The organism is Clostridioides sp. ES-S-0006-03 (assembly GCF_020662275.1).
GTDB lineage: Bacteria > Bacillota > Clostridia > Peptostreptococcales > Peptostreptococcaceae > Clostridioides.
The window spans coordinates 195,184-209,081 of sequence record NZ_JADGMM010000002.1 but is presented as its reverse complement, the minus strand read 5'-3'; the positions used below and the strand labels follow the sequence as shown (position 1 = coordinate 209,081).

The window sequence follows — 13,898 nt, the reverse complement described above, 5'->3', positions numbered from 1 at the left end:
TTTTACTCCCTCCCAATTTTTTAGTGCCATAATACTAGATGCTCTGAAATAGGTCCAAGCGCTAAGGCTGGGAAAAATGTTAAAGCACCAACAATTAAAACAACCAATACTAAAATTATTGTAAATGTGAAATTATCAGTTCTAAGTGTTCCTATGCTTTCATTTACAGAGTTCTTAGATGCTAATAAACTTGATATTGCAAGTAATATTATAATAGACACATATCTTCCAAAAAACATAACTATACCTGTTGTTATATTCCAGAACATAGTATTATCTCCTAAACCTTCAAATCCTGAGCCATTATTAGCTGCTGAAGATGCAAACTCATATAAAACCTGTGATAATCCATGGAATCCAGGATTTGAAATTCCCTCAAGACCTGCTGGTAGTGCTACTGCAAGTCCAGAGAACATAAGTATCAAAAGTGGATGTAATATAATAAGTAAAGCTATAAGCTTCATTTCTTTTCCTTCAATTTTCTTAGTTAAGAATTCTGGTGTTCTTCCTACCATTAATCCACATAAAAATACTGCTATTATAGCGTACATTAGCATATTCATAAGACCTACACCTTTACCACCAAATACGACATTTAACATCATATTTAAAAGTGGTACTAATCCTCCTAGAGGAGTTAAAGTATCATGCATATTGTTAACTGTACCAGTTGTAAAGGAAGTTGTCACTGTCGTAAACAATGCTGATTGAGCTATACCAAATCTAACTTCTTTACCTTCCATACTTCCCATGCTTTGATTAAGTCCTAATTGTGATAAGATAGGATTTCCTGCACTTTCTGCTCTAAAACAAACCATTAAACCTATTAAAAATATGATTGACATTGCACCAAATACAACCCAACCTTGTTTTTTATTCTTTATCATATGTCCAAATGCAACAACACAAGCTCCTGGTAATATCATCATAGATAACATCTCTACTATATTTGATATTATTGTTGGATTTTCAAATGGATGTGATGAATTTGAACCAAAAAATCCTCCTCCATTTGTTCCTAAGTGTTTTATTGATTCAAGTGCTGCCACAGGACCTTTAGCTATATCTTGAAATTTTCCTTCTATAGTAGTTACTGTTTCTGTACCAGCAAAAGTTTGTGGTACTCCTTGTGTAACTAATATAATACCAACAATTAAAGCCCCTGGTAAAAGTACTCTTGTTGTTATTCTAATTAAATCTACATAAAAGTTGCCTAATGTTTTCTTTTTACCTACTAACCCTCTTACAAATGCCATGGCCGCTGCATATCCTGTTGCTGCTGATGTAAACATCATGTATATTATCACTGTCATTTGACTAAGATATGAAAGCCCTGTTTCACCTGAGTAATGTTGAAGATTCGTGTTTGTCATAAAACTTATTATTGTATTAAATGATAAACTTTGTTCCATACCTTTAATTCCATTAGGATTAAAAATATGCATGCTCTGAGTTCTAAGTATTACATATCCTATAAACACCATGACTGCATTTGTAACTAATAAAGCTAAAGCATATTGCTTCCAATTCATTTCTTTTTTCTTATCTATGCTACATACCTTATATATGCCATTGTCTATTTTATCAAACACTTTATCTCCAAATGTTTTTTGATTAGTGGATATATGATATAAATATTTACCCATAGGTATTACTAAAACCATAAATATCGCCAATACTATTACTATCTGTACCATAAAAATTTTCCCCCCAATTCAACTTGCTTATTACCTCTATACTATTTAGAATTTTTCAGGATTAATAAGCGCATACACCAAATATACTATCAACATTACAATTACAACTGCCAGAAACCACATAGGTAATACCTCCATACATTACATTATTTTTTTTCAGTTTGTTTCCCACACCAGCCAGCAAGCAACTTCATGGAAATAAATCCTATAGCCAGTGACGCTATCATCACTATATCTAACATTTCGACTCCTCCATTTACTTTAGTTTCTTTGATACGTTTTGGTTTCATATTGCTACTTCATTTATCTTATCATTTTAGGTATAAAGATAGGGTTAAGATACATCTATTATTGATTAGTATTGCATAAATATAAAATTAGCTCTTCTCTACTTAATTTAGACATAAAAAAAGGAGGCACGTTTGCCACCTTTCAAAAATACTGTTATTTAGTTTATATTAACATTCTGGAACTATTTCATTACTCATATCCATATCTAAATTTTTACCATGATAGTAAATAAAATCAATTACTTTACCACTAATCGTAACAGCAATTAAAGAATAAAAAATATCAAATGCGGATAGGTAAACTAATGATAACAACAATACAATAACATCTGTTGCTAGATAAACTTGCCCTATGTTCAAAGATGTAGTCTTAGAAATTACTAATGCTAAAGCATCGTCTCCTCCCGATGCACAACCTGCTTTTACTATTATCCCTACTCCTACTCCTACAGTTATACCTGCCAAAATAGTTGATAAAAGCATATTTTGTGATTGTGGTACAAGAGGTCCTATAGCTTCAAATAAATCATATAATACTGAAAAACTTATAGAAGCTACTATTGAATATATTAGGAATTTTTTACCGAAAAATTTATATCCTACTAAAAGTAGTAAACCATCAATTACAATATTTGCTATTGCTGGTTGTATGTTGAATAAATTTTTTAACAGTAGTAAAATACCTAACACTCCACCTTCTGTTATGTTGTTTAGATAGTAAAAATTATAAACTCCAAATGCTAATATTGCTGAACCTAATAATATAAGTCCAATTCTTTCTAAAAATAACCGCCTGGCCATACATATCCCTTCCTTTTTCTTAATTTATATATATTATATACAAAAGAATTGGCTTTGTATACCACACTTTTTAAAACTTTAATTATACAAAATTTTTTTATTTTTTTCAATAGTTTTTTTATGTTTTTTTATGTTTTTTTAATAATTCTTTTGAACCTTAGTATTTTCAATACTTTAAATGTTTTCTCATTTTACATAAGTTTATATTAATTTGACTTATAATTTAGTATAAATAAGTCTTTGTTTATATTAATTTTTTATTTGTTTAGAAATACTATCCAATAACTTATTACTAGGTTGAATTTAAAGAGAGAGTTACTTTAGAAACTATATAAAGTAACTCTCTCAATTTTAATGTATGTAATATCTTACCATTCACCCTTAAATTCTGAAATATTATCCTTGTTGACTTCAACTTGTTTAATTTGTGTAACAGGTTCAACTTTTTCGCCTTTAAGGAAATTAGATGCCTTTTCTATGACTAATGCACCTTCTTCAACAGCAGACATATAAGTTGTACCATCTATTAACCCATCAGTTACAGCTTTTAATCCGTCTTTACTTCCACCTAAACCTATAACTTTAACTTTATCTTTAAGACCAGCATCTTTTAAAGCTTGTCCTGCTCCTGTAGCAGAGTTATCATCTTGACATATTATAACATTAAAATCAGTTTTCTTTTGAATTAAATCTTCTGTTACCTTTAAGGCTTGCTCTTTCTCCCAATTTGAAGTTTGGTTATAAACTATTTGTATGTTACTATCTTTTAATTCTTTTTCAAGACCTTTTTTTCTTAATACTTGTGGAGTAGTTCCTGGAACACCTTCTATTAATACAGCTTTTCCACCAGCTTCTCCTAATAAGTTTTTAGCAATTTTACCTGTTAATGCTCCTGTTTCTTCCTCATTTTGCCCTATATAGGTAACTAAACCTTTAAATTCTCCAGTTGAGTTACTTCCTATAGAATTTGTAAATGCTATTATAGGAACTTCTGAATCATTAGCAGCCTTAACTATTCTCTCGCTTACAGCAGAATCAACTCCACATAATGCAATCATATCTACTCCTTTAGCCATAAAATCTTCAGCTTGTGATAATTGTTTACTAGCATCCCATTGAGCATCTGCATATTCTACATTTACACCTAATTCTTTAGATTTTGCATCTATACCTTGTTTAGTTGCTACAAAATAACCTGTTGAACCTGGCAACAATACGGCTATCTTTTTTTCTCCATCTTTTCCTTTTCCACTATCATTTGAGCATCCAACTAAACTGAATATCATAACAAGTGATAGTAATAATGCTAAATGTTTCATTAATTTTCTCATAAAAAATTTCCCCCTCTTATTTTTTATCTTGAAGCAAGCTTTTTCTTGCTATAAGAATCAAATCCAACTGCTGCTAAAATTATTAAACCTTTAAATATGTATTGGAAATATACATCTATTCCAAGAAGATTAAAACTGTTGTTTATAACACTCATAAGTAACACACCTATAACAGTTTTAAGTACAGAGCCAGAGCCTCCTGCTACTGATGTCCCTCCGATTACAACAGATGCAATAGCATCCATATCATAGCCTTCACCTGCAATCGCAGTTGCCGTTCCAAGTCTTCCAGTTAGTACAATCCCAGCTATTCCTGCAAGTACAGCATTAATAATAAATACTTTTATTTTATGGGAATCCACATTTATACCATTGAGTTTACTTGCTTCTTGATTACCTCCTACAGAATAAACATATCTACCAAACTTAGTTTTATTTAGTACAATAAATGCAACTAGTACTACTATAAAGAAAATTACTACTGGTATTGGTATATTAAATAAATATCCATTTCCAATATAATCGAGTATTGGTATATTTTCAGTAATTGGATATCCTCCTGTAAGCATCAAAAGCAATCCTCTTACAATAGTAACCATAGCCATAGTAGCTATTAGCGATGGTACATTTATCTTTGCAACTACTATCCCATTTATTAATCCTATTACTGCACAAATTGCTATACCTAAAAGCATAGATACAAATAAATTGGTTCCACCAGTCGCAAATTTCATCGTTATAGCACCTGCAAGAGCTGCTACTGCCCCAACTGATATATCAAAGTTTCCAGATATTATAACAAAAGTCATACCTGCCGAAATTATTCCAATTATAGAAGATTGTCGCAAAAGATTAAGTATATTTTGTTTACCTAAAAATGATGGAGTTGCAACACTTATCGCTATACATAAAGCCAAAAAACCTAGTAATACTCCATAATCTCTTAAATTCAATTTCTCAAAAGCTTTTTTCATCTCAGTCCTCCATTTTCATTTCTTTTATACATTAAATATACTGTTCATTATATCTTGAACTTTTATATTCTCATTTTTTAAATCATCTACAATAGAACCTTCTCTTGTCACTAAAATTCTATCACTTACTCTTATTACTTCTTCCAAATCAGAAGATATAAAGATTACTCCTATCCCTTTACTTGAAAATTCTTTTATTGTATTAAAAATATCTTCTTTTGCAGCAATATCTATTCCCTTTGTTGGTTCGTCATATATTATTAAATCTAAGTCTTTGTCTAACCATTTAGAGACTACTACTTTTTGTTGATTTCCACCACTAAGTTCTTTTACTTCTTGTTTTACATCACTAACTTTTATTCCTAGTTCATTGACACCCTTTTTAGAAAACTCAATTTCTCTATTTTTATCTATAAACAAGAATTTCTTAAATTTATCAATTTGTACTGATGCCGAATTAGTATATATAGCTTGTTCCAAAATTAGCCCAAGATTTTTTCTATCTTCAGGGATTAACCCTATTTTATTTTTTATAGCAACTTTAGGAGAAGTTATATCTACATTTTTACCATTAATAAATATATCTCCACTATCTTTATTATCTATCCCAAATATTAAATTTATAATTTCAGTTCTTCTTGAACCCACAAGACCTGCAAGACCTACAACTTCACCTCTATAAACTTTAAATGAAACATTTTTTATTTTATTAGACCAACTTACATTCTTAACATCTAATACAGGAGCTTCTTCATATTTTGCGAATGTATAATCCTTCTTCTCAATAAGTTTGTGATTATCATTTCCTGTCATAAGTTGAGTTATTTTTAATTTAGTTAAATCTTTTACATCATAAGTTCCAATCATAGTTCCATTTTTCATTATACTTGCACTATCACATATTTTAAAAACTTCCTCTAGTATATGAGAAATGTAAACTATAGTCTTACCTTTAGATTTCAATCTGTTTATTATTTTAAATAATCCTTCTTTTTCATTATTAGTAAGTGATGTTGTAGGTTCATCCATTATGATGATTTCAGAATTACATGAAACTGCTTTCATTATCTCAACCATTTGTTGATTTGCTACACTCAAATTAGACACTACTACATGTGGGTCTATATTAAAGTCAAAATCTTCACAAATTTTCATGTATTCTTCTAGCATATCTTTCTTATTTAAAAACACAATTCCTTTTAAAGTCTCTCTACCTAAAAAAATATTTTCAATAACTGTAAGAGTTGGTATTAAACTTAATTCTTGATAAATTATACTAATACCATTTTCTTTAGAATGATGTGGGTTTTTAAACATTATTTCATTGCCAGCTAAAATCACTTTACCTTTAGTTTGAGAATGGACTCCTCCTAGAATCTTAATAAGTGTAGATTTTCCTGCTCCATTAGCTCCTAAAAGGGCTCTTACTTCTCCTTTTTCTAGTTCAAAATCTATACCATTTAAAACGTCTACCTTTCCAAAACTTTTGTATATTTGTTGTATTTTTAGTATCTTACTCACTATATCACCTCACTAATTCCTAAACCAATTTATAACTTCATCAATATTTTCTTTTGGTGCTGATAACAAATCCCAAGATAGTACATACCCTTTTACTGTTGTCTTATTTATGTTTGAAATATTTTCACTTATATATTTAGGTGTAACAGGAGCTATAATTTCTTTTTTATTTATTTCAATACCTACATATATATCTTTGATAAGATTTTTTGTTATAAAATCGATTTCCTCTAGCACAAATTTTATAGGATATATATCTCCTTCATACTCTCTAATTCCTAAAATATCTAATAAATTTCTTTTTGCAATCTCTTTATTTTCATGTACTGATTCATCAATTAATCTTTCAAATTCAAATGGCAAACCTGCTGGAGCTTTAGTAATTCTATACATCATTGGTTTTATAAAATCTGCTACTTCTTGTAATTTTTCTAAATCTTGACCTACAAAGTAAGAGATAAAAGGGGAAAAAGTGTCTATCCCTATTTTCAATCCTTTACTTTTAAAATAACTACTTATATCCACTAGTGCGTTATATATATTTTGACTTTTCATTTCAAAAAAATCTTCCCATATTTTATTTTTAAATTTGTATTTTCCATTAATGTATTCTGTTATACCAAATGGAGTATCTTCACTAACTATAACTTCATTAGATACATTATCCATTTCTATCATTAATGACCTTTTATCAATATTATCTTTTTCATATATATCTAAACAATCTTTACAAAAACAATTAAAAACACCATTTAATTTATTAGAAAAAGAGCCATACCTTATCTTATCTAAAAAAATTCCATCAAACTCAATTTCACTAAAATAAGTACTATATATTTTCTTTATGTTTTCTATATTTCCCTTATTATTTGGACAATAAAATTCAAAGTTTTCATCTTCTTGTAATGCATATCCTTTAACTTCTTTTCCAGTATAATCAACTAATAGATTACTTTTTTCAAGTAATCCTACTTCCGAAAAACATGGGAACCAAAGATATAATTCAACATTATATTTTTTTAAAAGTTTTTTAGTTTTTACATATAGTTCTTTGTCTACACTCCAACCCATAATGACTTTTTCTACATCAATACATTCCATTAATTCTAATAGCTTACATTTTATATCATTAAATTTTATTTCTTTATTTTTGAATCCACCTGTAAAGATTTGTACAACTATTTTTTTCCTATCCATGTTTGACCCTCCTATTAGCTAACGCCATAGCAAGTCTTATCCCTCCATATACTGGCTGATTTTCTTGAAGTATAAATTTTAACTTTTTATCTGTATTTTCTTCCCTTAAGTTGTCCATTAACATTTGAGCATATATAGTTTTGTTTAATGTACCACCAGATAAAACTATATCTATTTCACTTTTATTGTTTTTCATTGAATTAAATATTTTACTTAATATTACTTGAGCTAATTTGGACAGTTCAATCGATGACTCTCTCAGTATTTCAATAGCTAATTTATCATCTCGTTCAGCACAATCAATCACTAATGAAGCTAAGTTTGCTATTTCAACATTGTTATTTATTTCAGTAATCATATATGTAAGTTTCTTAAAGCTATCTGCATTAAAGAAATCTAAAACACAATCAAATAAATCACTATATTCATGGCACTCATCACAATAAAGTAAAACTTTCTTTAGTACTTTTCTTCCTATATCATATCCAGAACCCAAATCGCTAAAATTATATCCCCATCCACCAACTCTATATATGTCTCCATCTTCCCTAATTCCTAATACAATTGAACCTGTACCAGCTACAATTACTAAGCCAGGAGCATCAGTTTGCGCATAAAAGGCTAAAACTGCATCATTTACTAAATATATTTTTTCTTTGTTAAACCCAACTTTTAATATTTCATCCATTATAATATTATAATCATTTGGAGAATCACATCCAGATATACCAAATACAGTGTACTCAATATCGTTATAGTCAATATGTAAATCTTTTAATATTTTCTCAAATCCATTATTAATATTTTCATATGTTTTTTGAACTCCAACTGACTTATAATTAGTTGAACCAGTAGTATGTTCTTTAAGTATATTTCCATCTAAATCACTTACACAAAATTTTGTTTTTGTTCCCCCTCCATCTATTGAAATCAAATATTTCACATTAATATCCTCCTTTTTTATTAGATAGGGAATATTGGTAGTCAGTTTCTTTTAAACACATACTAATTACCCCATTTATACTTCCCTCTCTCAATGACTCCACTTTTATTAGTCTAGGGAAATTTTCTCCTCCAACACTTTTATTTACATCTTCTTCTATAAATTCCATGTCACTTTTAGTTAATATATTGCATTGTATAATCATAGCTTCTGGATTTAAAACACAAACAAGAGTCCTTACAAAATTTGATATTATAGATAAAATTTCTTTCTTAAATTTATTATCTTTGCTCTTTAAATATCTTTTTCTTAAACTCATAATGTAATCTTCAATATTTAAGTTATCATAGTTATACTTGCTAAACTCTATATTTAGATAGCTTAGTTCACCAGCAAAATTTGTAGAACCTAGATATAATTCACCATTTATAACTATACCTGAGCCAATACCATCATCTAAATACATAAGTGCCATATTTTTATATTCGTCTTTGTACTGTTTTTGATAAATTCCAATAGTGGTAATATTTGTATCATTTTCTATAAATACTTTAGTGTTATATTTACTCTTTATTAAATTTTCTAAATCTATACCTTCCCAACTTTTTATTGTTGGAATGTTTTTGACTACACCTTTTTTTACAACTCCTGGAACACCAATTCCAATCGCTCTTATATTGTTTCCCCTTACTTTTTCAATCAAAGTATCTATAACAAAAAAAGTATCCTGGTTAACGTTTTCATATGTATCCATTCTTATATTGAACTCTTCTTGATAAGTTATTTCACCTAATAAATTTGCAACTACTCCTATACAGCTGTTTCTATAATAATACAAGGCTATTATATGTTCTAAGTCTGCATTTATTTCAAATAGTTGAGCTCTTCTTCCTCCAGTAGATTCATTTAATCCACTTACTTTCACTTCATTTTTCAAAGCTAATTGTTCTACAATTTTATTAACTGTTGCTAAACTCAATTCAGTAATGCTTGAAATTTCTGGCTTTGTTATAGGTCCATCATTTTTTATAATATTTTTTATTAAGTCTTCATTTACTTTTTTTATCGTTTGTGGCTTTCCAACTATATTTTTCATAAACAACACCTTACTTTATAAACTTTATTTATTAAGTTTAGTATAATAGTTACAGGTTAAATTTGTCAATATTATTCCAATAAAAAAGAAATAAATTTAAAATAGGTTATTTCTAAATTTATTTCTTTTAAATTCTCAACTATAATATAAATAATTGTTTCTAAAATTTTATTTTTTATTGCAGTATACATTTTTATAACAATTAAAACTCTCTTTATCTACTTCTTAAATCTAACTTCTGCTGCCTTTGCATGTGCATATAATCCCTCTTCTTTTGCTAGCTTCTCTGCAACAGGGGCTAACACTTTTATAGCTTTTTCATTTAATATTTGCTTTGTACAAGTTTTTATAAAAGTACCAACCCAAACACCACCAGTATATCTTGATGCTTTTAATGTTGGTAGTGTATGATTTGTACCTGAAACATAATCACCAAATACCTCAGCAGATAAGTTTCCAATAAACAATGAGCCATAGTTAGTTAATTTATCACAAATTTCTTCATATTTATTTACTGCTATTTCTAAGTGTTCTGGTGCATAAAAATTACTTATTTTTACTGCTTCATCTATATCATCAACCAGTATTATTTCACCATTATTTTTCCATGAATTATATGCAATATCTTTTGTTGGTAAATCTTCTAACATGATTTTCATATTTTTTTCAACCTCTTGTGCTATTTCTAAACTATCAGTTAATAATATACCTCTTGCATTTAAATCATGCTCACATTGTGCCAACAAGTCAGCTGCAATATAGACTGGATTTGAAGTTTCATCAGCTATTATAAGAACTTCACTTGGACCAGCTACAAAATCAATTCCGACTTGCCCATAACATTGTCTTTTAGCTTCTGTTACAAACTTATTTCCTGGTCCTACAATTATATCAACAGGTTTAACCTTTTCTGTACCATATGTAAATGCTGCTATAGCTTGAACTCCTCCAGTTGCATATATTTCATCAGCTCCTGCTATATCCATAGCTACTAATGTTTTAGGATTTATATTTTTAGTGTTTTTCATAGTTGGTGAACATGCCACTATTCTTTTTACTCCTGCAATTTTTGCAGGTATTATAAGCATAAGAGCTGTTGAAAATAAAGGATATTGTCCACCTGGAACATATGCAAGGCATGACTCTATAGGAATATTAGTTTGACCTAAAATAACGCCTGGATAGATTTCCTTTTCAAAAGAATTTTCGAAACTAGCCTTTTGGGCTTTTGCAAATTCGCTTATATTTTTAGCAGCAATTTTCAAATTGTTTATAAACTCCTCATCTACATGTTTATAGGCTTCTTTTATTTCTTCTTCAGTAACTCTGAATTCATCTCTTGTGTTTTTATCAAACATTTCATTATATTTTTTCAACGCAGTCTCTTTATTATTTCTTATATCTTCTATTATAGAACTTACTTGTTCTCTTAGTATTTTTTCATCTACCTTTTCTTTTATATTTGATTTTTTTATAATCTTCATCTTTTCCCTCCTAGTTTTATAATGTTATCATTCTAGCAATAAATAAAAACTCCCACCCTCTATCAATAACTAGAGGATAGGAGTTTAATCATATTGTACTCACCTCACTGACTGAGCACTATTTGTCTAATAACTATACTATATTTCAGTTAATCTTTCTGAATTTTCTCTTTATTATACATAATATGATATATTTTAACTATTAATTTGTCAATGAAATTTTTTATCTTCTACAGCAATTGCAATTACATCTATCACATTTGCATTTGTTGCATTTGTCACATTTGCATCTGTCACAATTACACTTATGACATCTACATCTATCACAATCATGGTTATTATGGTTGTTTCCATTTCTTCTAGCTTCACATTCCATACCTTCGTCAAAGAATCTTCTAGACTCTTCTAGAGATTCTATACCTTGATAATTATAAGCTGAGTGTTCATTCCAAGATTTTTCTGCTTTTTCCCACATTTTTCTAGCTTCATTTTCAAATTTTCTTGCTTCTCTTCCTCTTTCTTCAGCTTCACAGAATGCTTCTCTTGCTTCTCTTTCTCTTTTTTCTGCTTCTCTTCTAAATCTATCACAATTTCTATCTCTATCTCTGTCTCTATCTCTGTCACAATCTCTATCTCTGTCTCTATCTCTGTCACAATCTCTATCTCTGTCTCTATCTCTGTCTCTATCCCATGAATTATTATCATCTTGGAACCATCTTGATGTAGAATAACTTCTTCTATACCAATCTCCTGAACATTTATTATTTCCCATATAGCATATCTCCTTTTAATTTTAATTTTTTATGAGATGTTTTGTTTCATCTCATACTATATAGTATTAAAATTTCCAAAATATGTTACATAGAAACCTATATTCTTTTCTTTTTAGCTTATTTTCAACATTTTATTCATTTTTTCACAATATCCTTTGTCTTTTATTAGACATAAACTGTTATTTATTTCATACTCAGAGTCAGCATAAACCATAATAGCAAGCTCATCATCATCATTTAAAATATCATAGTTTACTAAGCAATTTCCAACTATATTCAATATTTCATCTTTATTACATTTTTTAAATCTAAGAAGTGCTCCACATTTTTCTCTAACTATTTTATTTACTTGTATTCTATCTTTAGTAAAAGAATCTATACTAGAAACTCTGTTATCTATTATATCAATAACATCTGAGTAAACTGCACTTCCTGTTGCTAGACTTCCAGCTCCCTTACCTACAAAAGAAACTTCTCCTACTGAATCTCCATTTACTATGACAGCATTAAACTCATTGTCTATTCTAGCAAGTATGTTATCTTTTTCCACTAAAACAGGTCTAACAAATGCACTTACTTTATCATTTTCATATTTACTTTGCCCAATTAATTTTATTTTACAATTTAGTTTTTTAGCATATTCTATGTCTTTTTCATCTATATCTGTAATTCCTTCTAGATACACATCTTTCCAGTATACTCTATTATCATAAGCTAGAGTTGACAATATTGATAGCTTTCTAGCAGCATCATATCCTAATACATCTGACTCTGGGTTTGCTTCAGCAAAACCTAATTCTTGAGCTTGTTTTAATGCCATGTCATAAGACAAATCCTCATCATACATTTTAGATAATATAAAGTTAGTAGTTCCATTTAAAATAGCATTTATGCTGTCTATATTATTTCCTTCTAATGATTCTATTATTGGCTTTAATACTGGTATCCCTCCAGCAACTGAAGCTTCAAATTTAATACTTACTTTATTTTCACTAGCTAATTTTGCAAGTTCATCTCCACATTCAGCTAGTAAATCTTTATTTGCTGTAACAACATGAATTTTATTATTTAATGCTTTTTTTATATAAGATAGTGTTGGTTCTAAACCACCCATAACTTCAACTAATATATCTATATCTTTCTCAAATATGTCATCTATATTATTAGTTATTATATTAGAGTATTTTTTTTCTTTATGCTTTTCTAAATTATTAACTAATATTCCAACTATTTCTATATTTCTTTTCTCTTTATTATTATCTATTATATCTATAAGTCCACTTCCTACAGTTCCATATCCTAGTACTCCAATTTTCACTTTATTTTGCATTTTATTTTCCTCCTAAATTTATAATTTTCCGATTTTTTTTAATTTTCAATCTTTTATTGTAATAAAAATAGACCCATCCCTATATAAAGGGACGAGTCTATACTCGCGGTTCCACCCAATTTGATTTTTGTCAATTATTGACAAAATCCACTTTGTACTTTAACGCAGTTAACGGTTAATCTTACTAAAACTCTTTTTAGAGTAACTTCAGATAACAGCTCCTAGGTAGTTTTCAATCCCTCTAATTTAAAAAGTCTTTCAGCCAATGGACTTTTCTCTCTGATAATCGAATTAGATTTACTCTTCCTATTCATCGCTTTTATAATTTTTTATAATTCCTTTTTATACTTTCAAATAATATTTTAAATAACAAAAAACTCCCATCCTTATAATATAAGGACGAGAGTATAATTCCCGCGGTTCCACCTAATTTAGTTTTCATTTTTTATGAAAACCCACTT

Annotated in this window: 13 protein-coding genes and 2 other annotated features (1 of these 15 running past the window's edge); all 13 genes read right to left on the bottom strand. The window is 28.7% G+C overall.

Features of this window, described 5'->3' with window-relative positions:
* Nucleotides 1-20: 20 nt before the first annotated feature.
* Nucleotides 21-1,697: a potassium-transporting ATPase subunit KdpA gene (kdpA, locus tag IR151_RS03120; protein WP_255621459.1), complete on the bottom strand. Its 1,677-nt coding sequence runs from the start codon at nucleotides 1,695-1,697 to the stop codon at nucleotides 21-23.
* A 45-nt stretch (nucleotides 1,698-1,742) separates the two neighbouring features.
* A complete protein-coding gene (gene kdpF, locus IR151_RS20355) occupies nucleotides 1,743-1,820 on the bottom strand; it encodes a K(+)-transporting ATPase subunit F (protein ID WP_227433307.1) in 78 nt (25 codons plus the stop codon).
* A 23-nt stretch (nucleotides 1,821-1,843) separates the two neighbouring features.
* Nucleotides 1,844-1,987 (bottom strand): hypothetical protein, encoded by a 144-nt coding sequence (locus IR151_RS03110; protein WP_227433018.1) that lies wholly within the window; start codon nucleotides 1,985-1,987, stop codon nucleotides 1,844-1,846.
* Nucleotides 1,988-2,155: 168 nt separating this feature from the next.
* Nucleotides 2,156-2,788, bottom strand: a complete 633-nt coding sequence (locus tag IR151_RS03105; protein ID WP_227433016.1) for a YitT family protein — start codon at nucleotides 2,786-2,788, stop codon at nucleotides 2,156-2,158.
* A gap of 368 nt (nucleotides 2,789-3,156) precedes the next feature.
* The gene (locus IR151_RS03100; RefSeq protein WP_227433014.1) at nucleotides 3,157-4,119 is read right to left on the bottom strand and encodes a sugar ABC transporter substrate-binding protein; all 963 of its coding nucleotides are present in this window, start codon (nucleotides 4,117-4,119) and stop codon (nucleotides 3,157-3,159) included.
* Between the two features lie 23 nt (nucleotides 4,120-4,142).
* A complete protein-coding gene (locus IR151_RS03095) occupies nucleotides 4,143-5,093 on the bottom strand; it encodes an ABC transporter permease (RefSeq protein ID WP_227433013.1) in 951 nt (316 codons plus the stop codon).
* A gap of 24 nt (nucleotides 5,094-5,117) precedes the next feature.
* Nucleotides 5,118-6,614 (bottom strand): sugar ABC transporter ATP-binding protein, encoded by a 1,497-nt coding sequence (locus IR151_RS20350; protein WP_227433011.1) that lies wholly within the window; start codon nucleotides 6,612-6,614, stop codon nucleotides 5,118-5,120.
* A gap of 12 nt (nucleotides 6,615-6,626) precedes the next feature.
* Nucleotides 6,627-7,811, bottom strand: coding sequence for a hypothetical protein (locus tag IR151_RS03085; RefSeq protein ID WP_227433010.1), 1,185 nt, complete (start codon nucleotides 7,809-7,811; stop codon nucleotides 6,627-6,629).
* A complete protein-coding gene (locus IR151_RS03080; protein ID WP_227433008.1) occupies nucleotides 7,804-8,754 on the bottom strand; it encodes a BadF/BadG/BcrA/BcrD ATPase family protein in 951 nt (316 codons plus the stop codon). Before IR151_RS03080 ends, IR151_RS03085 begins: the two co-directional genes overlap by 8 nt.
* 1 nt (nucleotide 8,755) lies before the next feature.
* Nucleotides 8,756-9,850 carry an ROK family protein gene (locus IR151_RS03075; RefSeq protein WP_227433006.1) on the bottom strand — a complete coding sequence of 365 codons (1,095 nt, stop codon included), beginning with the start codon at nucleotides 9,848-9,850 and terminating at the stop codon, nucleotides 8,756-8,758.
* A 218-nt stretch (nucleotides 9,851-10,068) separates the two neighbouring features.
* On the bottom strand, nucleotides 10,069-11,334 hold the full coding sequence (gene hisD / locus IR151_RS03070; RefSeq protein ID WP_227433004.1) for a histidinol dehydrogenase: 1,266 nt from the start codon (nucleotides 11,332-11,334) through the stop codon (nucleotides 10,069-10,071).
* A 223-nt stretch (nucleotides 11,335-11,557) separates the two neighbouring features.
* On the bottom strand, nucleotides 11,558-12,106 hold the full coding sequence (locus tag IR151_RS03065) for a hypothetical protein (protein ID WP_227433003.1): 549 nt from the start codon (nucleotides 12,104-12,106) through the stop codon (nucleotides 11,558-11,560).
* A 113-nt stretch (nucleotides 12,107-12,219) separates the two neighbouring features.
* Nucleotides 12,220-13,437, bottom strand: a complete 1,218-nt coding sequence (locus IR151_RS03060; RefSeq protein ID WP_227433002.1) for a homoserine dehydrogenase — start codon at nucleotides 13,435-13,437, stop codon at nucleotides 12,220-12,222.
* A gap of 84 nt (nucleotides 13,438-13,521) precedes the next feature.
* Nucleotides 13,522-13,760 (bottom strand) — a binding site (T-box leader).
* A gap of 69 nt (nucleotides 13,761-13,829) precedes the next feature.
* Nucleotides 13,830-13,898, bottom strand: a binding site (T-box leader); it runs 172 nt beyond the window's last position.